Annotated in this window: 23 protein-coding genes; 13 read left to right on the top strand and 10 right to left on the bottom strand. The window is 63.6% G+C overall.

Annotated features, from left to right (window positions below; all coding sequences use genetic code 11):
- The first annotated feature begins 107 nt into the window (after nucleotides 1-107).
- A complete protein-coding gene (locus tag AWB80_RS12285) occupies nucleotides 108-1,988 on the top strand; it encodes a sigma-54-dependent Fis family transcriptional regulator (protein WP_061174981.1) in 1,881 nt (626 codons plus the stop codon).
- On the opposite strand, the gene eutC is transcribed toward AWB80_RS12285, so the two are convergent.
- Together eutC and AWB80_RS12275 are read right to left on the bottom strand one after the other, a co-directional pair.
- The gene (gene eutC, locus AWB80_RS12280; RefSeq protein ID WP_061174918.1) at nucleotides 1,985-2,755 is read right to left on the bottom strand and encodes an ethanolamine ammonia-lyase subunit EutC; all 771 of its coding nucleotides are present in this window, start codon (nucleotides 2,753-2,755) and stop codon (nucleotides 1,985-1,987) included. The two genes, AWB80_RS12285 and eutC, sit on opposite strands and share 4 nt — an antisense overlap.
- A complete protein-coding gene (locus tag AWB80_RS12275; RefSeq protein ID WP_061174917.1) occupies nucleotides 2,752-4,128 on the bottom strand; it encodes an ethanolamine ammonia-lyase subunit EutB in 1,377 nt (458 codons plus the stop codon). Before AWB80_RS12275 ends, eutC begins: the two co-directional genes overlap by 4 nt.
- A 141-nt stretch (nucleotides 4,129-4,269) precedes the next feature.
- Between AWB80_RS12275 and mnmH the strand changes: the two genes are divergently transcribed.
- The 5 genes from mnmH (at nucleotide 4,270) to AWB80_RS12250 (ending at nucleotide 8,097) form a co-directional block, all read left to right on the top strand.
- Nucleotides 4,270-5,331, top strand: coding sequence for a tRNA 2-selenouridine(34) synthase MnmH (gene mnmH, locus AWB80_RS12270; protein ID WP_061174916.1), 1,062 nt, complete (start codon nucleotides 4,270-4,272; stop codon nucleotides 5,329-5,331).
- Nucleotides 5,332-5,342: 11 nt separating this feature from the next.
- A complete protein-coding gene (locus AWB80_RS12265) occupies nucleotides 5,343-6,392 on the top strand; it encodes a permease (RefSeq protein ID WP_061174915.1) in 1,050 nt (349 codons plus the stop codon).
- 180 nt (nucleotides 6,393-6,572) lie between these two features.
- A complete protein-coding gene (locus AWB80_RS12260; RefSeq protein WP_061174914.1) occupies nucleotides 6,573-7,055 on the top strand; it encodes an Hcp family type VI secretion system effector in 483 nt (160 codons plus the stop codon).
- Nucleotides 7,056-7,069: 14 nt separating this feature from the next.
- Complete coding sequence (locus AWB80_RS12255) at nucleotides 7,070-7,672, top strand: peptidoglycan recognition protein family protein (RefSeq protein WP_208635639.1); 603 nt, start codon at nucleotides 7,070-7,072, stop codon at nucleotides 7,670-7,672.
- Nucleotides 7,666-8,097: a hypothetical protein gene (locus tag AWB80_RS12250; protein WP_061174913.1), complete on the top strand. Its 432-nt coding sequence runs from the start codon at nucleotides 7,666-7,668 to the stop codon at nucleotides 8,095-8,097. Before AWB80_RS12255 ends, AWB80_RS12250 begins: the two co-directional genes overlap by 7 nt.
- Nucleotides 8,098-8,109: 12 nt before the next feature.
- Here the strand turns inward: AWB80_RS12250 and AWB80_RS44370 are convergent, their stop codons facing one another.
- The 3 genes from AWB80_RS44370 to AWB80_RS12240 are packed head-to-tail and all read right to left on the bottom strand — an operon-like array spanning nucleotide 8,110 to nucleotide 10,628.
- The gene (locus AWB80_RS44370) at nucleotides 8,110-8,247 is read right to left on the bottom strand and encodes a hypothetical protein (RefSeq protein ID WP_167390449.1); all 138 of its coding nucleotides are present in this window, start codon (nucleotides 8,245-8,247) and stop codon (nucleotides 8,110-8,112) included.
- Complete coding sequence (gene cydB, locus AWB80_RS12245; protein WP_061174912.1) at nucleotides 8,225-9,226, bottom strand: cytochrome d ubiquinol oxidase subunit II; 1,002 nt, start codon at nucleotides 9,224-9,226, stop codon at nucleotides 8,225-8,227. Before cydB ends, AWB80_RS44370 begins: the two co-directional genes overlap by 23 nt.
- Nucleotides 9,227-9,230: 4 nt before the next feature.
- Nucleotides 9,231-10,628, bottom strand: coding sequence for a cytochrome ubiquinol oxidase subunit I (locus AWB80_RS12240; RefSeq protein WP_061174911.1), 1,398 nt, complete (start codon nucleotides 10,626-10,628; stop codon nucleotides 9,231-9,233).
- A gap of 388 nt (nucleotides 10,629-11,016) precedes the next feature.
- Here AWB80_RS12240 and ypfJ point away from each other — a divergent pair, with 388 nt between their 5' ends.
- From ypfJ to AWB80_RS12225, 3 genes are all read left to right on the top strand, one after another.
- Entirely contained in the window at nucleotides 11,017-11,892 is an 876-nt protein-coding gene (ypfJ, locus tag AWB80_RS12235; protein WP_061174910.1) for a KPN_02809 family neutral zinc metallopeptidase, read from the top strand.
- Nucleotides 11,893-12,109: 217 nt separating this feature from the next.
- Nucleotides 12,110-13,105, top strand: coding sequence for a lipopolysaccharide heptosyltransferase I (waaC, locus tag AWB80_RS12230; protein ID WP_061174909.1), 996 nt, complete (start codon nucleotides 12,110-12,112; stop codon nucleotides 13,103-13,105).
- A 229-nt stretch (nucleotides 13,106-13,334) separates the two neighbouring features.
- Nucleotides 13,335-14,171, top strand: coding sequence for a flagellar brake protein (locus tag AWB80_RS12225; protein ID WP_244206482.1), 837 nt, complete (start codon nucleotides 13,335-13,337; stop codon nucleotides 14,169-14,171).
- A 4-nt stretch (nucleotides 14,172-14,175) separates the two neighbouring features.
- Here AWB80_RS12225 and AWB80_RS12220 read toward each other — a convergent pair whose 3' ends face one another.
- The 4 genes from AWB80_RS12220 to AWB80_RS12210 all read right to left on the bottom strand — a co-directional run bounded on the left by AWB80_RS12220 (nucleotide 14,176) and on the right by AWB80_RS12210 (nucleotide 17,447).
- Entirely contained in the window at nucleotides 14,176-14,829 is a 654-nt protein-coding gene (locus tag AWB80_RS12220; RefSeq protein WP_061174907.1) for a DsbA family oxidoreductase, read from the bottom strand.
- Between the two features lie 128 nt (nucleotides 14,830-14,957).
- Entirely contained in the window at nucleotides 14,958-16,298 is a 1,341-nt protein-coding gene (locus AWB80_RS12215) for an NAD(P)/FAD-dependent oxidoreductase (protein ID WP_061174906.1), read from the bottom strand.
- Nucleotide 16,299: 1 nt separating this feature from the next.
- A complete protein-coding gene (locus AWB80_RS43210; RefSeq protein WP_143328018.1) occupies nucleotides 16,300-16,683 on the bottom strand; it encodes a hypothetical protein in 384 nt (127 codons plus the stop codon).
- Nucleotides 16,680-17,447 (bottom strand): hypothetical protein, encoded by a 768-nt coding sequence (locus AWB80_RS12210; protein WP_061174905.1) that lies wholly within the window; start codon nucleotides 17,445-17,447, stop codon nucleotides 16,680-16,682. Before AWB80_RS12210 ends, AWB80_RS43210 begins: the two co-directional genes overlap by 4 nt.
- A gap of 387 nt (nucleotides 17,448-17,834) precedes the next feature.
- Here AWB80_RS12210 and AWB80_RS12205 point away from each other — a divergent pair, with 387 nt between their 5' ends.
- A complete protein-coding gene (locus AWB80_RS12205; RefSeq protein ID WP_061174904.1) occupies nucleotides 17,835-18,266 on the top strand; it encodes an OsmC family protein in 432 nt (143 codons plus the stop codon).
- Nucleotides 18,267-18,299: 33 nt separating this feature from the next.
- Here the strand turns inward: AWB80_RS12205 and AWB80_RS12200 are convergent, their stop codons facing one another.
- Nucleotides 18,300-19,238 (bottom strand): LysR family transcriptional regulator, encoded by a 939-nt coding sequence (locus AWB80_RS12200; protein WP_061174903.1) that lies wholly within the window; start codon nucleotides 19,236-19,238, stop codon nucleotides 18,300-18,302.
- Nucleotides 19,239-19,372: 134 nt separating this feature from the next.
- Between AWB80_RS12200 and AWB80_RS12195 the strand changes: the two genes are divergently transcribed.
- From AWB80_RS12195 to AWB80_RS12185, 3 genes are read left to right on the top strand one after another with little or no spacing between them, the layout of a single operon-like run.
- The gene (locus tag AWB80_RS12195) at nucleotides 19,373-20,218 is read left to right on the top strand and encodes a fumarylacetoacetate hydrolase family protein (protein ID WP_061174902.1); all 846 of its coding nucleotides are present in this window, start codon (nucleotides 19,373-19,375) and stop codon (nucleotides 20,216-20,218) included.
- Nucleotides 20,215-20,958, top strand: a complete 744-nt coding sequence (locus AWB80_RS12190; protein WP_061174901.1) for an SDR family oxidoreductase — start codon at nucleotides 20,215-20,217, stop codon at nucleotides 20,956-20,958. The genes AWB80_RS12195 and AWB80_RS12190 overlap by 4 nt, the downstream gene beginning before the upstream one ends.
- Nucleotides 20,959-20,999: 41 nt before the next feature.
- Entirely contained in the window at nucleotides 21,000-22,316 is a 1,317-nt protein-coding gene (locus tag AWB80_RS12185) for an MFS transporter (RefSeq protein WP_061174900.1), read from the top strand.
- Nucleotides 22,317-22,318 lie beyond the last annotated feature (2 nt).

Raw genomic sequence — 22,318 nt, 5'->3', positions numbered from 1 at the left:
ACCCGCGTGCTTCCTCGAATCGACCGCCACGTCACGACGGTGTTACATTGCCCCGAGGAGACATTCACGCGACGACGCACGTTGCGATGAACCAAAAGGAGGAGGCGATGCAGCATGCCATCGGCGCGGCCTTGCAGCCTGCGCAACGCGAGGTCATCCGTCACTCGCACGAGCGCTCGGCCACGTTCGGCCTGTTCGAGACGATGCGCCCGGAATACGCCGTGCTCTCCGGCGCAGAACTCGCCGTCAAGCTCGATGAAAGCCGCGCGCTGTTCGCGCACGCTCTGCCGGTGATGGAAACGCTGTACGCGCAGATCGCGAACACGCACAGCATGATCGCGCTGACCGACGCGAGCGGCCTCATCCTGCATTCGCTCGGCGACGACGACTTTCTCGCCCGCGCCGAAAAAGTCGCGCTGCGGGCGGGCGCGGTATGGAGCGAGGCGCATCAGGGCACGAACGCGATCGGCACGACAATCGCCGAGCGCACCGCCGTCACCGTGCATGGCGACCAGCACTATCTGCGCGCCAATCATTTCCTCACTTGTTCCAGCGTGCCGATCCTCGATCCGCACGGCAATCTCTCCGGCGTGCTCGACGTCACCGGCGATCGTCGCGGCTATCACCAGCACACGATGGCGCTCGTGAAGATGTCCGGGCAGATGATCGAGAACCGCCTGATCGCGAGCGCGTTCGGCGACGGTTTGCGCATCCGCTTTCATAGCCGGCCCGAGTTCCTCGGCACGCTGATGGAAGGCATCGCCGTGTTCGATCTCGACGGCCATTTGCTATGCGCGAACCGCAGCGCGCAGTTCCAGCTCGGGCTCGAACTGGGGCATCTGCGTTCGCAGACGCTGGAGACGCTGTTCGGCGAGCGCGTCGATGCGCTCATCGCGTGGTCGGGTGACGCACCTTGCCGGCTCGAACTGCATAGCGGCGTCGTGGTGTTCGCGAGCGTCGATGTCAACGCGCGTCTCACGCCGAACGTACGGGCCACGACGAACGTACGGGCCACGACGAACGCCGTCGTCGTGAGGGAACGGACGACCTCGGGGCTCGCCGATCTCTGCACCGGCGATGCGCAGATGAACGACATCGTCGCGCGTGTGCGCAAGGTCATCGGCAAGAACATCCCGATTCTGATCGGCGGCGAGACGGGCGCGGGCAAGGAAATGCTCGCGCGCGCGATTCACAGCGATTCGCCTCGTCACGCGGGGCCGTTCGTCGCGGTGAATTGCGCGTCGCTGCCGGAGACGCTGATCGAATCCGAGCTGTTCGGCTATGCGCAGGGCGCGTTTACGGGCGCGGCGAAGCGCGGCGCGACGGGCAAGATCGCGCAGGCGAACGGCGGCACGCTCTTTCTCGATGAGATCGGCGACATGCCGCTCGCGATGCAAAGCCGTCTTCTGCGCGTGCTGCAGGAACGTGTCGTCGAGCCGCTTGGCGCGGCGCGCGCCATGCCGGTGGATTTCATGCTCGTTTGCGCGAGTAATCGCAAGTTGCGCGAGCGCGTGGCGCAAGGGATGTTTCGGGAGGATCTGTATTACCGGATCAATGGTCTTTCGGTGACGCTGCCGCCGCTTGCCGAGCGCACGGACCTGCGCGCGGTCGTCGACAGGATCGTTCGACACGAGCGTTTCGCGGGGCGCGTCGTGAGTATCGACGATGATGTGCTCGCGCTTTTCGCGCGTCATCCGTGGCCGGGGAATTTGCGGCAGTTGAGCAATGTGCTGCGCACGGCGTGCGCCATGCTCGACGATTACGATACGCATATTCGCGTCGAGCATCTGCCGCATGATTTCGTCGATGAACTCGGGGCATGTGTGCAGAGCGACAGGACACCACCGCCTGCGAGCGGGGCGCGGCTCGTCGATATCGAAGCGAGCGCGGTGGCGGCTGCGCTTGCGGCGCATGGCGGGAATGTATCGGCGACGGCACGCGCGCTGGGGATATCGCGGACGACGCTGTATCGAAAGTTGCGGGTCTAGGCTTCGATGATTCCAGCATCCGGCGCCGGCAGCGATCCGCTGTGATCCTTGAGCGCGACCCCGGTGAGCTTCAACCTGCGCGCTTCGTTCAACAGCCACGTCAACTTGAACGCAGCGGTTTCGTAATCAAGTCCTTCGGGCCGCACATTCGAGATGCAGTTGCGCTCGGCATCATGGCGGCCCGTGCGCGGCGCATACGTCACATAGAGACCGAGGCTGTCGGGCGAACTGAGTCCCGGCCGCTCGCCGATCATCACGACGACGATCCGCGCCCGTAAAAGCTCACCGATACGATCGCCCAGCGCGACACGCGCCTGCGTCGCGATCACGACCGGTGCAACGCTCAAGCCACGGAGTTTCGCGCGCACGCGCGTGAGCAGTGGCACGACGTGGCGTTGCGCGGCGAAAGCCGAGAGACCATCGGCGGCGATGAAGAGCAGATCGGGCGCATCGCTGTTCGCCGCAGCTTGTTCGGCAAGACGCGCCTCACTCGCATCGTTCAGCATGCGACCAAGATCCGGGCGACGCAGATAGTGATGACGATCGGGCGCGGCGCTCTGCACATCGAGCGTGTCGAATCCGGCGGCACGCAGCGTGGCGGCGAGCGCGGCCGTGTCGAGCGGCTGATGCACCGCGTCGCGCGCCTGCGCATGCGCGAGTTCGAACGCGAGCAAGGGCGCCGTCGGCAGGCTGCTGCCCGCGCGGCCAAGCGCGATGCGCGCGTTGGTGAAGCGCCGCAGCGCATCCCAGGCGTTGGCGTTCGTCATGAGTCGATCCAGTCGAGCAAAGGCGGCGCGCTTGCCGCGAGGAGGTCGCCGTGGCCATCGGTGACGCGCATCTTCGCGAGCCATGCTTCGAATTCCGGCGCGCGTTTCAGGTTCAGCACGCGGCGCACGTAGAGCGCGTCATGAAACGACGTGCTCTGATAGTTGAGCATCACGTCGTCCGCGCCCGGCACGCCCATGATGAAGTTGACGTTCGCCACGCCGAGCAGCGTGAGCAGCGTGTCCATGTCGTCCTGATCGGCTTCGGCGTGGTTCGTGTAACAGATGTCGCAGCCCATCGGCACGCCGAGCAGCTTGCCGCAGAAGTGATCTTCGAGCCCCGCGCGGATGATCTGCCGCCCGTCGTAAAGATATTCCGGGCCGATGAACCCGACCACCGTATTCGTCAGCAGCGGGCTGAAGCGGCGCGCGACCGCATACGCGCGCCCTTCGCAGGTCTGCTGATCGACGCCATGATGCGCGTTCGCCGACAACGCGCTGCCTTGCCCGGTCTCGAAGTACATGACGTTATCGCCGACGGTGCCGCGTCCGAGCGACAACGCCGCGTCGCGCGCTTCCTCCAGCAGCGCGAGCGACACGCCGAAACTCGCGTTCGCGCGTTCGGTGCCCGCGACCGACTGAAACACCAGATCAACGGGCGCGCCTTGCTCGATCGCCGCGAGCGTGTTGGTCACGTGGGTCAGGACGCACGACTGCATCGGCACGTCGTAGCGCTGGCGGAAGTCATCCATCATCGCGAGCAGTCTGCCGATGTCGGCGGGCGAATCGGAGGCGGGATTCACGCCGATGACGGCATCGCCGCAGCCGTAGAGCAGGCCGTCGAGCATCGATGCGGCGATGCCCTTGGGATCGTCGGTCGGATGATTCGGCTGAAGGCGCACCGAGAGATGTCCGGCCAAGCCGATCGTCGTGCGAAAGCGCGTGATGACCGGGCGCTTGCGCGCGGCGAGAATCAGATCCTGATTGCGCATCAGCTTGGAGACGGCGGCGGCCATCTCCGGCGTGACGCCCATCGTGATGCGTTCGAGCGCGGCGGTATCGGTCGTATCGGCGAGCAGCCATTCGCGGAATTCGCCGACCGTCAGATGCGCGATCGGCACGAAGGCCTCGCGCGAATGCGTATCGACGATGAGGCGTGTGACTTCGTCGTCTTCGTAGGGAATGAGCGGTTCGGCGAGAAACGCGGCGAGCGGCACCTGCGCGAGCGCCAGTTTCGCGGCGACGCGCTCTTCCTCCGTCGCCGCCGCGACGCCCGCGAGTTCGTCGCCGGAGCGGCGCGGGCTTGCGCGCGCGAGCAGCGTCTTCAGATCGTCGAAGCGGTAGCGGCGCGCGCCGATCGTCTCGTGATAAGTCATCGCTCCCCCTGAATGGATCGATGCAAGCACTTTAGCCGCTTCGCGCACGCCGCGCCTCGTTCAAAAATACCCGCCGAGGGCGAAACGCGAGCGCGTGAGATAATTTTTCGCTCGACTCAGCCTGAGCCTCGTCCGTAGCCCGTGAAAAACCTGCTCGTTTCCATCGACCGTCTGGGCGATTTCGGCGAAATCGTCGATGTCCGCACGCCGCTCGAATTCGCCGAAGATCACATTCCCGGCGCGATCAATGCGCCGGTGCTCAGCAATGAAGAGCGCGTGATCATCGGGACGATGTACAAGCAAGTGTCGCCGTTCGAGGCGACGCGCGTCGGCGCGGCGATGGTCGCGCGCAACATCGCGATGCATCTCGATACGCTCTTCTCGGCCAGGCCGCGCAACTGGCGCCCGCTCGTCTATTGCTGGCGCGGCGGCAAGCGCTCCGGCGCGATGACCACATGGCTCAACATGATCGGCTGGCAGGCCCGTCAACTGGAAGGCGGCTACAAGAGCTACCGGCGCGACGTGATCGAGCGGCTCGGCACGCTGCCCGGGCGCTTTCGCTATGTCGCGCTGATCGGCCATACGGGCAGCGGCAAGACGCGGCTCCTGCAGGCGCTCGACGCCGCGGGCGCGCAGACGCTCGATCTCGAAGGGCTCGCGGCGCATCGCGGTTCCTTGCTCGGCGCGTTGCCGGGGCGGCCGCAGCCGTCGCAGAAGGCGTTCGATTCGGCGCTCGTCCACACGTTTTCCGGCTTCGATGCAGCAAAACCGGTTTTCGTCGAAGCGGAGGGGCGGCGCATCGGCTCGATCACGGTGCCCGACGCCGTGCTCGACAAGCTCCACGTGGCGTCGTGCGTGCAAGTGGAAGCGCGCCGCGAAGACCGCATCGCGTTCCTGTTGCAGGACTACGCGCATCTCTTCGACGATCCCGCGTCCTTCAAGGCGCAGTTGTCGAAGCTCGTCGCGCTGCATAGTCGCGAGCGCGTGGCGCACTGGCATCGGCTGATCGATGAGAACGCGCGCGCCGCGCTCTTCGCCGAGCTGATCGAGCGTCATTACGATCCCGCGTACCGGCGCAGCAATCAGGCGCTCTATACTGAATTGCCGCATGCGGCCCGCGTGCTGTTCCGTCCGAACGATTCGGACAGCATCGATCAGGCGAAAGCCCTGCTCGCGCAGCTCGAATCGACACTCGCCACTTGAAAGAAAAAACTATGACCACGCTCCGACAACCGCGCGTCGCGCTTGGCTGGTTGGTGTTCCTGCTGATCGCCGTTGCAGGACTGTTCTACGTGAAATGGTTTCCGTACTACAACCGGGCGTTCGTCGCGGCGAGCCAGCACTCGATCGGCAAATCGATTCTGATGGGCACGGCGACGAGCGCGCCGGAGCCATCGTGGCAGGCCGCCCTCGATTACGCGATGGCCTACGGCCGCGCGATCTGGCAGGCGATGGTGCTCGGCCTGTTGCTCGGCTCGGCGGTGCAGGCGCTGATTCCGCCGCGCTGGGTCGCGCGCGCGCTTGGCGAGCATAACTTCGGCAGCGTGGTGAACGGTGGCCTGATGTCCCTGCCGGGGATGATGTGCACGTGCTGCGCGGCGCCGGTCGTCGCGGGCTTGCGTGCGCGCGAGGCGGCGCCGGGCGCAGCTGTCGCGTTCTGGCTCGGCAATACGGTGCTCAATCCGGCGGCGCTGGTTTTCATGGGCTTCGTGCTCGGCTGGCAGTGGACCGGCTTGCGGCTCGTGCTCGGCGTGCTGATGGTGTTCGGACTCGGTTACGCGGTGAACCGCATGGTGACGCCCGCGCAGGCGGCGGCGTCGCGCGCGACGCTCGCGAAGCTGATCGAGGAAGACGAACCGGGCACGGCGTTCTCGCGCTGGATCAAGATCCTCGGCCGCATGACCTTGCGGCTCGTGCCGGAGTACATCGTGCTCGTGCTGCTGCTCGGCGCGGCGCGCGCGTGGCTCTTTCCGCACATCGGACCGGATATCGACAACGGCATGCTGTGGATCGTCGCGTTCGCGGTCGCGGGCACGCTGTTCGTGATTCCGACGGCGGGCGAGGTGCCGATCATTCAGGCAATGCTGTCGCTCGGCATGGCTGCGGGGCCGGCGGGTGCGTTGTTGATGACCTTGCCGCCGGTCAGCGTGCCGTCGCTCGCGATGCTGGCGCGGTCGTTTCCGCCGCGTGTGCTGGCGTTTGTCGCGGTGGCGGTGGTGGGGTTCGGGATTGCGAGCGGGTTGATCGCGGCGGCGGTGTTTTAGAGTTTTTTGAAGCAGGGTGCTTTCGGGCATTAGTCTGAAAGCACTCTTGCCTGCTGAAGTTCAGCTTTGTCTGTGAGTTAACTGCGATAAGACATTAATTATTTAGGATTACTCGTGGTGACTTCGATTTAATCGCGTCCATAAAATGTCCCATTCGCCATTGACACAGGGGCAGAAAAAATGGCCCAGGATATTTTCCTGAACCTCAGCGGCATCGCAGGCGAGGCACTGGATGCCGCTCACGCGCAGCAGATCGATGTGCTCAATTGGGAGTGGGCCGTTTCCCAACCCTCCAGTACGCATGTTGGTCAAGGCGGCGGAGCGGGCAAGGCGCAGGTCGACGACCTGGTTTTCGAGCACTACGTCGATCGTGCGAGTCCCAATCTGATGATATATAGCCTCACCGGCAAACATATTCCTACCGCGACGCTTACCGTGCGTAAGGCCGGTGGTGCACCGCTCGAATATCTGACCATCAAGATGCATGACGTCATCGTCACTCGCGTGGCGCCGCACGCGCAACCCTCGATGACGGCGGCACGGGAAGAGGTGGCGCTGTCATTCGCTCGCGTCGAACAGGAGTATGTCGTTCAGTCGCCCAACGGTGGGAGTGCCGGCACCGTTCGGATGGCGTTCGACATCAAGAAAAACTGTGAATTCTGACGCTGGAGGCGCGCATGCTGTTCATATCGAAGCAAGGCCATGTCGATCATGATCGGGTTCGGATCAGGATATTCAATGCGATCGAGCACGGTTCCATGAACGTCGTACATGGCATCGTCGTGCACCAGACAGGAGCCAGCACGGCTGAGAGTACGTTCAGCAGCTATCAGCAGAAGGGCGCTAATGGTGCTCACTTTCTGCTCGACCAGGACGGGACGATTTATCAGACGGCGTCATTGACGCGAGTCACCTATCACGTGGGCAACATCAAATCGCGGTGTCTGGAAACGTTGCAATGTTCACCGGTGGAAATCGCCGCAAGTCGTGAAGCGTTTCGCCAAGGCAAATACAAGGGTTTGAATCGGCACGAGATGACCAAATCGTGGCCGGACCGCTTGCCGTCGAACATCGATTCCATTGGGATCGAACTGGTTGGAATGTATCGAGGCGAGGGCAAAGAGCAGATCTATGAAGATCCAACCAGCGAGCAGAACGACTCCCTCAAATGGCTGATCGCGGAATTGATAGAAACGCTCAGCATCGACAAAGCCGAGGTTTATGCACATCCGGCGGTGTCCTACAAAAATCCAACGGAAGCGAAGGCAGCACAATGGTGAGGTTCGGCGCACTCTCCAGAATCAAGTCCGTCGTGCTCTTTCTCATGTTGCTCGCGTGTTGCGAAATCAGCCTGGCGCGCGGGATAAAAAGCGTGACGATCGACGAAGTGGGCATCGTGCGGCCTGAGTCGGAACAGAAAGACGAGGCGCTGATCTTCTGGTGTCGAGCGTTTCGGCCGACTGTTGCTCAGGTACGCCGATATTTCGCAAACGCAGTCCCTGTTCCCCCCGTCGTAACCAGTCACGACCGCTATTCCCCTTGCGCAGCCAAAGGAACGGTCACGTTCAAGGACGGCTTCCGGGCCGACTGGATCCTTTATTCCGATGGGTCGGCCAGGATCGACTGGCAAGCCGGCGGGCACGTCTATCTGCTGCTCAAAGACAACAAATGGTACGACCCGATCGGCCCTTATGACCAGGGCTGACCACTCAGCCGCTCAATGAATCGCCGCCCCCGCCTTGATCAACAACTTGAACGGCAGCGCGAGCAGCATCGTGCCCCCGACGCCCGCAGCCCACAGCGCGACGAACCAGAACACCTTCCGCGCACGCTCAGTGGTAGTGATGTTCGCCATGGCGCACCTTTCCTCTGAATACCCAATACCCCAGCATCGTATAACCGACGATCAACGGCAAAATCACCGCCGCGCCGACGATCGTGAAAAGCTGGCTCGAACGGGGCGCGGCCGCATCCCAGATCGACACACCCGGAAAAATCTCGTGCGGTGAAATGCTCGCGACCAGTCCCGCATAGCCGAGCAGCACGAAGCCGAGCGCCATCGCGAACGGGCGCTTCTCGTGCCGCGATCGAATCGAGCGACGCATCGCCCACGCGCACGCGGCGACGAGCACCGGCACCGGCAGCAGCCGATAGAACAGCGGCGAATCGAACCAGCGCGACGCGATGCCCGCATCCTGCAACGGCGTCCAGATGCTGACCACCGCGATCGTTGCGAGCTGCAAGACGGTCAGCGGCCACACGACGCGATACATCCGCCGCTGCAGATCGCCTTCGGTCTTCGCGATCAGCCAGCACGCGCCGAGCAGCGCATACGTGACGACCAGTGCGCCGCCCGTGAAGATCGAGAAGGGCGTGAACCAGCCGAAGGCATCGCCGGAAAAACGGCCATCGGCGACCGGAATGCCGCCGAGGAACGCACCGAGCGCCACGCCCTGAAAGAACGTCGCGCCCGCCGATCCACCGATGAACGCAAGGTCCCACATGTGCTTCGTGCGCTGCGCCTTCGCGCGAATCTCGAACGACACGCCGCGAAAAATCAGGCACACGAGCATCAGCACGAGCGGCAGATAAAGCGCGGACAGTACGGTCGAATAGACCATCGGGAATGCCGCGAAAAGTCCCGCGCCGCCGAGCACGAGCCACGTTTCGTTGCCGTCCCAGACGGGCGCGACGGTGTTCATCATCACATCGCGATCGTGCTGATCGGGAAAGAACGGAAAGAGAATGCCGATGCCGAGGTCGAAGCCGTCGAGCACCACGTAGAGGAACAGGCCCAACGCGATGATCGCGGCCCAGGCGAGTGTGAGATCCATGTCGTTACGCTCCTTCGATGGACTGATGCGGGAGGCTGAGCGGACGTCGCGCGCTGCCGTCGGAAGGTTGCGAAGGCGAGTCCGGCAGAGCAGGACCATGACGCAGCAACTTCAGCAGGTAGTAGATGCCAGTGCCGAACACGATCGTGTAGACGATCACGAACGCGAGCAGCGACACGCCGACTTGTTGCGCGGTAACGGGCGACACGGCATCGGCGGTGCGCATCACGCCGTAGACGACCCACGGCTGACGGCCGGCTTCGGTCGTGACCCAGCCCGCGAGCAGCGTGATGAAACCGGTCGGACCCATCGCGAGTGCGAAGCGATGGAACCAGCGCGCATCGAACAATGCGCGCTTGCGATGCAGCCACCACGCGGCCACCGACATCACGATCATCAGCACGCCCAGACCCGCCATCACGCGGAAACTCCAGAACACGAGCGTCGAGTTCGGACGGTCTTCCTTCGGAAATTCCTTCAGGCCGCGAATCTCGCCGTCCCAGCTATGCGTGAGGATCAGGCTGCCGAGATGCGGAATCGACACGGCGTACTTCGTGGTTTCGGCTTCCATGTCTGGGATGCCGAAGAGATTGAGCGCGGTGCCGCCTTTCTCGGTTTCCCAGATGCCTTCGATCGCGGCGATCTTCGCCGGCTGATGTTCGCGTGTGTTGAGACCGTGCGCGTCGCCGACGAGCGCCTGGATCGGCGTCAATGCGAGCAGCAGCCAGAGCGACATCGAAAACATCTTTTTGATGGCCGGATCGCGGCGGCCTTTCAGCAGATGCCACGCGCCGGTCGCGGCCACGACGAGCGCCGCCACGATGAACGCCGCGATCGCCATATGCGCGAGCCGGTACGGGAACGACGGATTGAAGATGATCGCCCACCAGTCCACCGGCACGACGTGATCGCCCTCGATGCGAAAGCCTTGCGGCGTCTGCATCCAGCTATTGGACGCCAGAATCCAGAAGGTGGAAATGAGCGTGCCGATGGCGACCATCAGCGTCGCGCCGAAGTGCGCCTTCGGGCCGACCTTATTCCAGCCGAACAGCATGATGCCGAGGAAGCCCGCTTCGAGGAAGAACGCGGTCATCACTTCGTACGTGAGCAGCGGCCCGGTGATAGGACCGGCGAAGGTCGAGAAGCCGCCCCAGTTGGTGCCGAACTCGTACGCCATGACGACGCCCGACACGACGCCCATGCCGAAAGCGACGGCAAAGACCTTCGACCAGAACAGACACAGTTCCTTGTAGACCGGCTTGCCGGTTTTGAGCCAGGCGCCTTCGAGCACCGCGATGAAACTCGCGAGCCCGATGGAAAGCGCCGGAAAGATGATGTGAAACGAGACGGTGAACGCGAACTGGATCCGCGCCAGATCGAGTGCTTCGGGAGTCGAATGCATGATGACGTGTGCCTTGAAATTCACCCGCGCTCGCATGGCGAGGCGGCTTTGTCCTGTATCGGATCAGACGTGTGACGGGCCGGAGCTTAGCGCCATTTTGAGAAAGTGTTGCGCTGCGTCAGTGAATTCGCGTTGTGCGCAAATGCCGCAGTTTCAAGGGTGCGGCGTGCCTATCGAATTGATTTTTTGGTAATTTCGAGATGAATGGATGGTGCGGTGCGGCAAGAGCGCGCAGCGGCTTTCGCGACAATCGACCGCACTAATCGGATGCAGAGCGAGCAAGCCGGGAAAGAACTTTTACGATGCACCGGCACAAGACGTGCTGTTCGCGCGGGTACCATAATGGCTTTTGAACACGCGCACCGCGTGGGCAGCAAGGAGAACCAACATGCGCCTCGATGACGAAGCGGAAAGTCGGAACGTCGAAGACCGGCGCGGCGGGGGCGGCGGCTTTCGGGTCGGCGGCGGATCGATCGGCATCGGCACGATCATCGTGGCGCTCGCGGCATCGTATTTCTTCGGCATCAATCCGATGACGATCATCAACGGCGCGCAGGTGTTGCAAGGCAACGCGCCGCAGCAACAGGCCGCGCCGAGCAATGCGCCGCCCGCCAACGATGCCGGCTCGGTGTTCGTGCGCCGCGTGCTCGGCAATACCGAGCGCACCTGGCAGCACATCTTCCGCGCGCAGTTCAATCAGGACTATCCGGCACCGAAGCTCGTGCTGTTTTCGGGCGGCACGCAGACCGCGTGCGGCATGGGACAGGCGGCGATGGGGCCGTTCTATTGTCCCGGAGACCGCAAGGTCTATATCGATCTCTCGTTCTATCGCGAGTTGCGCGATCGCTTCGGCGCGAGTGGCGACTTCGCGCAGGCTTATGTGATCGCGCATGAAGTCGGGCACCACGTGCAAAACGTGCTCGGCATCATGGACAAGGCGGACCAGGCGCGCGCGCGGATGACGCGCGAGCAGGCGAATGCGCTATCGGTGCGCGTGGAATTGCAGGCGGATTGTTTCGCGGGCGTGTGGGCGGCCGTCGCGCAGCGCGATAACGCAAAGCTGATCGAGCCGGGCGATTTCGAGCAGGGCTTGAACGCGGCCGCCGCGATCGGCGATGACCGTCTGCAGCAGCAATCGCAAGGGCGCGTCGTGCCCGAGGCGTTCACACACGGCACGAGCGCGCAGCGGCAGCGCTGGCTGCGGCGCGGCATGGCGTCCGGCGACCTCAGCCAATGCGACACATTCTCGGCGCGCGCGTTGTAATGACGACGGCGTCCTCCGGGGTGGTCCGCCCATCCCGAAATAGGCTATTCTGAATCGTCGAATCGCCCTTGCTCGCGGTCGATGCTTACAAACGCTGACAGTGCGTTTGTCTTGAATTTATTAGAATCGCTAGTTTTCCGGGGCGCGGCTGGCCGCGCCTGGTGATGTGGCGACCGCCCGGATCGGCACACGCAGCGGAACACTCTCCTACCTTTTCATGAAGCGAATTCTGGTCGTCAAAGTCACGTCGCTCGGCGATATCGTCGAGACGCTACCGGTCGTATCGGATTTGCGGCGCGCGTTTCCGTCCGCCAAGGTCGACTGGGCCGCCGACGCCGCCTTCGCCGATATCATCCGCTGGAATCCGGGCGTCGATCGCGTGCTGAGCGCGCCGCTGCGCAAGTTCAAGAAGGCGCGTAGCTGGAAGGATCTGAAGGATATCGCTGCGTCGATCGGCGAGCTTCGCGCTGAAAAATACGATGTGATCGTCGATATTCACGGCGTCTACAAGAGCGCGATCATCGCGTTCATCGCGCGTGGGCGGCGGCGTTACGGCTATCTGAATCAGGATCTCGGCGAGCGCGGCGCGGCCTTCGCGTACAACGCGCGCTTCGGTCCGCGTCCGCTTACGGACGCGTGGCGCGGCATGCGGGTGAGTGTCGCCGATGCGCTCGGATATCGATTCGACGACACGCCCGACTACAACATTCGCCTTCCGGCAGTCACGCGCGATCTGGAGATTCCGCACAATACACGCATCGCGATGCTGTTTCATGCGACATCGGCGGATGTCAAAAAGTGGCCGAAGGAGCACTGGGCCGAGGTCGGCCGATGGCTCACCGCGCGCGGCTATTCGATCGCGCTGCCGTGGGGCACGGAACGCGAGCAGGGGGAGGCGCAGGCCATCGCTGCGCTCGTGCCGGGCGCGACGGTACTGCCGAAACTTTCTGTCGTGGAATGCGCGCACTGGATTCAGGCGTCGGAACTGGTCGTCGGCACGGATACCGGACTCGTGCATCTCGCGCATGCGCTGCAGCGCCGTACCGTAATGCTGTTCGCGGCGACGTCGCGCGAGCATTTCGGCATCGACGAGCCGGGGCGCTCGGTCTCGGTCGGCGAGGAAGGCGCGCCGCCCGATGTGCCGCAAGTGCTGGCAGCCATCGAAAGCGTGACGGGCGCGCCCTTGCAATTCGGCGAGCGCGTTATCTCATAAAAGAATTTATGCGCATAAACCTGCCGGCCACGGTTTGGCGGTAGGAAGTCCACGCGACAAGCGAAAATATCGGTGCGCTAACGTAAAACTTGCCGCACGACACTTGACGGCAGGCCCGGCAAGCACGACGATTGCAAAAAACACTTAAGAATCGTCCGATAAGATGACCGAAGAAACCGTCGTAGACGCGCGCCAGTCTCTGGTTCGCCTCGAACCATCCGAGATCCCGTTGGACAGCGCGCTCGAGTTCCCGATCGTCGCCGCCGATGGCGCGTTGCTGTTCGATGCGGGCACGGTCGTGCCGGACGGCGCGTCGCGCGAATTCATGTTTCGGCACTTCGAGCCGCACCGCGCGATTCAGGAGCCGGCGCAGAGCGTGCCTGACGAGGACGCGCTCAAGGATGGTCCGCTGACGCTGGAGGATATCGGTCTCACCATCGGCGCGCGGGTCGGCTTGCGCGGTACGGGCGGCACGGGTTCGGCCATGTACGCAAGCCGGGTGATCGGGTTCTCGACGCCGCGTCGCAACGGCGAGCGGTCCCTGTTCGTGACACAACCATTGATGACCGGGTTCGATCCGCTCGATCTCACGCTCGGCGAGCAGGTCGACCTCGTCGCGCTGACGGGGCGCGGCGTGTTCCGCTTCGCCTGCACGGTCGATGCAACCTGCCGCGAGCCGTTCAACTACGCGGTGCTATCGGCGCCGGGTGCGATCCGCAGACTGCGCACGCGCAAGTTCGCGCGCATGCCGACGCGCCTCGCGGCGCATTTCGCTGCCGAAGGCGCGCCGCAAAGTGCACGTCAGTTGAGCCGCGTGAGCGATATCAGCCCGTACGGCATGTCGCTGACGGTCGCGAATCCGGTCGCGCGGATGGGCGACCGTCTGCAACTTTCGTTTCAGTTCAAGACCGATGGCGTCGACGTGAAAATCGACACCATAGCGATCGTGCGCCATGTGGGAACGCTCGATCCCGCCGACGGCAGCGCGGCGTACGGACTCGAATTCGAATCGATCGAGCCGTCGCAGCGAATCGCACTGAAATCGTTCATGGCCGAGCACAGTTAAGGTTTTAGTTTCCCGGAAATCCATCCGGAAAGAGCCGTTCGACCGCCGCTTCGAAATGCTGGACCGGCGCTGCGCCGCGCAGCGCGATCGGCGGCGGCGCTTCCTGACCGGGCGCCGCTTCGCGCGACAGCACCGCGAACGGCACGCCGCTTACGCCCAGCTTCGTTGCAAACTCTTCGTCCTCGATCACGAGATCGGTGTAGGTGCCGTCATCGAGCGCTTCTTCGAGCATTTCGGGATCGATGCCGCAGGTCGCCGCGATGTCGAGCAGTGCGTCGGTGTCGCCGATATCGATGCCTTCTTCGAAGTACGCCTTGAAGATCGCGCGATGCACGAGATCGAAGCGTCCGGATTCGCGCGCGAACATCGCCGCTTCGAAGGCCTTGCGGCTGCGCGGCGTGACGGGCGGCATGCGCATCGTCACACCGCGTTCTTCCGCGAGCGGGCGAACCGAGTTTTCCCAGGATTCGACGATCTTGTCGCTGTTGGGATCGGTAAGCGGCGTCGGCTCCGGGCGCAGCTCGAACGCGTGCCAGCGGATTTCGATTGCATCGCCGTAAGCGTTGCGGAACTGATCGAGCACGGGCGTTTCGAGATAGCAGAACGGACACACGAAGTCCGACCAGACGTCGATAAACAGAACAGGCGTGGATGCCATGTGAGCCTCAAAAGCGAACGGCGCATGTGCGCCGTTTGACTGAACCGGGCGAACGTCGCGCAGCGGCGACGGACGCAAAACCGGTATGTTAGCGCGAGCCGACAGTCGGCGCGCGCGTCCAGGATGTGTCAGAAGCCACCGTCGATCTCGATCTTGCTGCCGTCGAAGAAGCGCGACAGGCGAAAGGCGCGTGGATCGACGAGCGGCGCATCGTTCGCGACGAGATCCGCCATCAGCTTGCCCGCGGCTGGCCCGATGCCGAAACCGTGACCCGAAAAGCCCGTCGCGATGAACAGCCCGGGTTTCCGGTCGACGCTCGAGATGACCGGCACGGCATCGGGCGTCACGTCGATGTAGCCGGCCCACGCCTGTTCGATGCGCAGTTCGGCGAGCGCCGGGAAAAGCTTGCGGAACTCCGTGACCGCGGTACGGTTGAACGACTCGACGGGCTCGGGATCGAGCGTGCGCGCGGTTTCGAAAAGCGTCGGCTGATCGAGCGGCCAACGGCGCGGCCGACGCAGCTCGTCGAAGAAACGCGCGTTCAGGCCGAGTTTGATCGAACCGATCTGACTCTTCAGCGCGGGCAGGAATTTCGCGAACAGACGGAAGCTGTCCGGCGTGATGTCGTGGTAGCTGTGAAACGCGTTGGCGATGGTGTAGCCGCCGTCGAGACGTTTGCGGTAGCCCATCTCCTGATTGCACGCGCTCACGTCCGGTCCGTTTTCCAGCGGGGACGTGCGCATGACCGACGAGCGCACCATGAGTTGCGGCACATCGACGCCGAGGCTCCCAGCGAAATATCGCGTCCACGCGCCGCCCGCGACGACCACGCTCGCGCAACCGATGCGCCCGTATTCCGTAACGACACCGCTGATCGCGCCGCCGCTCGTCTCGATGCCGCGCACCGCGCAGGGCGTCAGCACTTTCACGCCGCGTTCGCGCAGCGCGGCGGCCATGGCGGGCACGGCGCGCTGCGGTTCCGCGCGGCCGTCGCTCGGCGTGTAGATGCCGCCCGCGAAGCGCCGCGACGTGCCGGACATCAACGCAGCGGTTTCATCCGGCGAGACGATGCGCGAATCGAGCGCGTCGCGACCCACGAGTGCGACGGCGCGCGCGAGCCATGCTTCGTGATCGGCGAGGGCTTTCGGGTCGTCGGCGGCGTAGAGGATGCCGCATTCGCGATAGCCCGCATCGATGCCGAGTTCGGCATCGATGCGACGCCAGAGCTTGAGGCTTTCGAGGCTCAGTTCGAGCTCGCGCAAGTCGCGATGCGTCGCGCGGCACCAGCCCCAGTTGCGGCTCGACTGCTCGCCCGCGATATATCCTTTTTCGCACACGGCGACCGACAACCCTTTCTCTGCCAGCGCCCGCGCGGTGCTGATGCCGATGACCCCACCGCCGATGATGACGACATCGGCGTGATCGGGAAGGGTGCGGTCTTCAGGGATGCGTTCGGTGGGTGGACCCATGTTATGTGGTGCTCTTTAGTATGGTGGTGGCGAGTTTTGCGGATTGCGCTGCGAGTGCCTGATCGATGTGTTCGTTCAGGTGATAGTCCGCTGTGACACGCGCTTCGCGGAGCGTCCTCAATGTCCCTCCAATTGCTTTCGAGAGTGCGTAATGTTCATCGCTCAGACTGATCATTGGATTGCACAATTGTTCGATGAGTTGTTCGTGGCGACCTCGCGCCCGACGCACGGTTCCAGGAGCACGCAGTCGCCGATGGAATGCGTAGGCCGCGTGGTACGCGCCGTAATATGCGCGGCTACAGACAGCACGAAACTGTGGTTCATCCGTCGCATTGCGCATCAGTTCCTCCGCGCATTCGACGAGTCCTTGCGCAGTGCTGCTCATACGCCTGTTCCCGTGATGTTGACGCTGAACGCCGCGGTGTTGAAGTACTCGAGCTTGTCCTGCTCGAGCATCGCTTCGTGATCGATCTCCAGCGCGCGCTCGAACGAAACCGGGACGACGAGCTTGTAAGAGACGATGCGGCAGACGCCCTGCATGTAAAAGACCTTGGGCCTGACCACCGGCCTCAATCGAAGTCGCCGCAATACATTTCCCGCGCAATCGAGCCGTTGGGCGATCTCCTCGTCGGTGACGCCGATCTCAGTCATGATCGCGCGCGCCTGAATGACTTCCTGCACCCAAGCGTCGTCCCATGCGAAACCGTTCGCCCGCCCATCCTCAACCAACTCCGCCGTACGCCCAATTGCGCCAGCCAGAAACCCGTACCGCGCGATGATTCCCATATCCCCATTCCGCGTCACATCAAACTCGCGATACAACGCCTGCGCCGCTGAAAACAAACCGAGATTCAACCGCGTGATCATCCAGTTCTCGCGATTCACACCCGTCTCACCGAGCGCCACGCTGTTCCTGAACGCCGCCTCCGCGCCCTCGACATCGCCGGCGAGCGCGCGCCATGATCCCGTCAACTCCCACGCGGCGCACGCGTCCACGCGCATCAACTGATCGATGTCGTGTTTGATCGCGCGCCATTCGCGCGAGAGCGGGGTGACTTGCGATATGTCGATGAAGCGAGGCGAAGCGCTTTGCAGCGCGTTGATGCGATCGACGATCTGATGCGTTTTCGGTTGCGGTATTGCGTTCATGCCAGTTGCCGGGAGGTGCGAAAAGCGATGCCGTATCGGATGCGTGACCCGCGCGAGCCTTATCGCGCATGGGTCAAAACGGCGGGTCAAGGCATGCTAAGTGAATCGTCCGTTTTTGACCATACGAATGAAATTGCCTCCCGGCAGCGTGATCGCGAATGCTTGTCGCAAACCCTTGTCACGCAAGGCAAATCGGCCTGCATAGCCCGGCCGGCATAAGCCGATTGGCCAGCTCGCTGCGCCCGCTCGCGCGTTCCGCTACGATGCAGATCGACGCGCTTGCGGCAACCACGCAGGCTATCGAAGGACGCCGGAGCGGGCACGGCGCGTGCGGCTCGTTATCACCTGCAGGTCAACGCAGTTCCACTCATATTCTGGAGAACTCTCGTGCAAAAGACAGCATCGGCAAAATGGAGCGGCGGCATCAAGGACGGCAAGGGTTTCATCTCGACACAGACCGGCGTGCTCAACGAAGCGCCCTACGGCTTCAAATCGCGCTTCGAGGAAGGTCCGGGCACGAATCCGGAAGAGCTGATCGGCGCGGCGCACGCGGGCTGCTTCACGATGGCGCTGTCGCTGCAACTCGAACTGGCGGGCCTGAAGGCCGAGAGCCTCGAAACCAAATCGACGGTCACGCTGGACAAGGACGGCGACGGCTTCACGATCACCGCCTGCCAGCTCGATCTGAAGGCGAAGATTCCCGGCGCGGACAAGGCCGCGTTCGACAAGGCCGCGCAGGCCGCGAAAGAAGGCTGCCCGGTCTCGAAGCTGTTCGCGGGCAACGCGAAGATCACGCTGAACGCCGAACTCGTGTCGTAACGCGTGATGTAAATCGCCAGACGGACGGGCACTTCACCCGTCCGCGTTTTTTTCACGCGTGAGTTCCTCGATGATGAGTCGCGCGGGCGCCGGCAGCGTCGCGCCTTTGCGCGTCACGAGGCCGTACGGCTCCGTGCGCGAGCGCACCGCAATGGCCAGCCGCTTCGCGAGCCCGTGAGTTTCAAGGAACGTCGCCATGTCGAGCGGCATCATCGCGACGAGTGTCGGATCGCGTTGCAGCAGCAGGACGGTCGTGATGGTCGAGGCCGTTTCGATCGGATGAAGCGGCAGCGGCAGGCCCGTTTCCCTGAACTCGCGCTCGTAGAGATTGCGGATCGGCATGATGGCCGGATAGACGATCCATCGGCTCGATGCGAGTTCGGCCAGTTCGACGCGCGGCGCATCGACCAGCGCGTGCGCGACGCCCGCGACGATCGCAAGCGGTTCGTCGCGCAACTCGACATAGTGGTAATGGTCCGGCTGCCGCGCCACACTCGCGCGGCAGATCGCGACATCGAGCCGTCCCTGATCGAGCAGCGCGAGCAGCCGCGCGCTCGTGTCCTCGACCACTTCGACGGTCAACGCCGGTTGCCGCTCGCGCAGACGCGCGAGCGCATCGACGAGCACGCCCGACACCGCGCCGGTGATCGCGCCGATCGCGAGCCGCCCGCCCGTTCCTTGCAGAATCCCCGCCATTTCCTCGCGCAAGTGCGCGACGTCCATGTGAATAAGCCGCGCGTAGCGGATCACGCAGCGCCCGAGTTCGTTCGGCTGGATGCCTTGCGCGGAGCGCGTGAAGAGCGTCGCGCCGAGCGTGGCTTCGATCTCGCGCAGCGCCTTGGTCGCGCCGGGCTGCGTGAGCGCCATTTCATCGGCGGCGCGATGCAGCGAGCCGTGATCGTCGAGCGCGATCAGAAGGCGCAGTTGCTTGAGCCGCAGGCGCGCGGCGATGGAATCGGTATTCGGCAGCATGGATCGAAGCGGCTAGGGGATGACGAGAAGATAACGGAAAGTTATCGCCAAGGCAGCAGCTTTCATTATCCAAGGCCGGACGGCTTCTCTACATTGTGGGCTTCCGTTCAACCTGTTCAAGGAAACCCCGACTCATGAAGCTGCTGCGATACGGCGCGCCCGGCCAGGAAAAGCCCGGCCTGCTCGATTCAACCGGCGCGATCCGCGACCTGTCCGGCGTGATCGGCGATGTCGCCGGCGACGCGCTTCTGCCCGAATCGCTCTCGCGTCTCGCGAAACTCGATCCGTCGACGCTGCCGGCCGTGCCCGCGGGCGAGCGCATCGGGCCGTGCGTGGGGCGCATCGGCAAGTTCATCTGCATCGGCCTGAATTACGCGGATCACGCGGCGGAATCGAATCTGCCGGTGCCGTCCGAGCCGGTCGTGTTCAACAAATGGCTGTCGGCGGTCGTCGGCCCGAACGACGACGTGCGCATTCCCCGCGGCTCGCAAAAGACCGACTGGGAAGTGGAACTGGGCGTCGTGATCGGCAAGGGCGGCGCGTATATCGACGAAGCCGATGCGCTCAACCACGTCGCCGGTTATTGCGTGATCAACGACGTGTCCGAGCGCGAGTATCAGATCGAACGCGGGGGCACCTGGGACAAGGGCAAGGGCTGCGACACCTTCGGCCCGATCGGTCCGTGGCTCGTCACCGCCGACGAAGTGCCCGATCCGCACCGGCTGCCGCTCTGGCTCGAAGTCGACGGCAAGCGCTATCAGAACGGCAACACCAGCACGATGATCTTCAAGGTCGGCGAAATCGTCTCGTATCTGTCGCGCTTCATGAGCCTGCAACCGGGCGACGTCATCTCGACGGGCACGCCGCCGGGCGTCGGCATGGGACAGAAGCCCGCAGCCGTCTATCTGCGCGCGGGACAGACGATGCGCCTCGGCATCGAAGGGCTGGGTGAACAACGACAACGCACGGTGGACGCATGAACCAATACGACTTCACGAATCGCGCGGCCGTGGTGACGGGCGGCGCGCAGGGCATCGGCTACGCGGTGGCGGAGCGTCTGCTCGAAGGCGGCGCGCGTGTCGCGCTGTGGGATCGCGATGAAGGCGCGTTGTCCGAGGCGCGCGCGCGTCTGGGTGACGTGCAAACCGTGCTCGTCGATCTGACGGATCGCGACGCGGTCAGCAAAGCCACGTCGCGCACGCTGGAACACTTTGGACAAGTCGATGTTCTCGTGCACAGCGCGGGCATCGCGGGCGCCAACGCGACGGTCGCCGAGTACGCGCCGGATGAATGGTCGCGCGTGATCGACGTCGATCTGAACGCCGCGTTTCTCGTCAATCAGGCCGTCGTCCGGACGATGATCGCGCGCGGCTATGGCCGCATCGTCAATATCGCGTCGATCGCGGGTAAGGAAGGCAATCCGAATGCATCGGCGTACAGCGCGGCGAAGGCCGGCGTGATCGCGCTGACCAAGAGCCTCGGCAAGGAAACGGCAGGGCTCGACATCGCGGTGAACGCCGTGACGCCCGCCGCCGCGCGTACGAAGATCTTCGACCAGATGAAGCAGGAGCACATCGACTACATGCTGTCGAAGATTCCGCGCGGGCGCTTCGTCGAAGTGAAGGAGATCGCGGCGATGGTCGCGTTCCTGGCGTCCTCGGAGAACTCGTTCACGACGGGCGCGGTGTTCGATCTGTCCGGAGGGCGCGCGACGTACTGATCAACGCGGTATCGCAATAACAAAACCAGGAGACAACCACCGTGGATTCCATCGCCGCCCCGCGTGAACTCGCGCACGACGACGCCCAGATTTACCGCAAGGTGTTCTGGCGCTTCGTGCCGCTGTTCGTCGCGTGCTTCGTGTTCTCGTATCTCGACCGCATCAACATCAGCTTCGCGAAGCTGCAGATGCAAAGCGAACTCGGCTTCTCCGACGCGATGTACGGCTTCGGCGCGAGCGTGTTCTTCGTCGGCTATTTTTTGTTCGAAGTGCCGAGCAATATCGTTCTGCATCGCGTCGGGGCGAAGCGCTGGATCGCGCGGATCATGATCACGTGGGGCATCGCGTCGGCGTGCATGATGTTCGTGCGCACCGATACATGGTTCTACGTGCTGCGTTTTCTGATCGGCGCGCTCGAAGCGGGCTTCGTGCCGGGCGCGCTGTACTTCTTCACGAAGTGGTTTCCGTCGTCGCGGCGCGGGCGCATCAATTCGTTCTTCATGGCCTCGATCGCGCTGTGCGGGATCATCGGCAGTCCGCTGTCGGGCGCGATCATGAAGTTCTGCGACGGGCTGAACGGCATGCCCGGCTGGCAATGGCTCTTTCTGCTCGAAGGCATTCCGTCCGTGCTGCTCGGCTTCGTCGTGCTCGCGTTCGTCGATGACGAAGTCGATCACGCGAAATGGCTCGACGCCGGTGAAAAACGCGCGCTGAAAGCGCAACTCGCAAGCGATCCGAAAGTCGGCGAAGTGCATTCGCTGAGGGCCGCGTTCAGCGAGCCCGTCACGCTCGTGATGGCGCTCATCTATCTCTTCCTCGCGATGGGCATCTACGGTCTCGTCTTCTGGATGCCGCAACTCGTGAAGACCGCCGGCACCAGCGATCCGTTCATGATCGGCCTGATCTCGATGTTGCCGTACGCGGTCGCGGGCGTCGGCATGATCCTGATCGGCAGGCATTCGGACCGTACCGGCGAGCGGCGCTGGCATCTCGGCGCGTGCGCGCTCGCGGGCACGGTCGGTTACGTGCTGTGCGGCTTCTTCCCCGGCAACACGGTGATGCTCGTGATCGGCCTCACGATCGCGGCGACCGGCATCATCACATCGCTCGGGCTGTTCTGGATTCTGCCGACGCGCTTTCTCACCGGCATCGCGGCGGCGAGCGGCATTGCGCTGATCAATTCGGTCGGACAGTTCGGCGGCATCATCAGCCCGTACATGGTCGGCAAGGTGAAGACGATGACCGGCAGCGCGACGCCCGGTCTCTACGCGATCGCGTTCGCGTGCCTGCTCGGCGCGATGCTGATCGTGTGGGGCCTGCCGCGCCGTCTCTACTTCCGCGAGAGCGGCAGCGAATGACG

The sequence above is a fragment of the Caballeronia pedi genome (assembly GCF_001544915.2).
Lineage (GTDB): Bacteria > Pseudomonadota > Gammaproteobacteria > Burkholderiales > Burkholderiaceae > Caballeronia > Caballeronia pedi.
The sequence above is the reverse complement of the archived record's forward strand: the minus strand, read 5'-3'. Positions and strand labels throughout refer to the sequence as shown.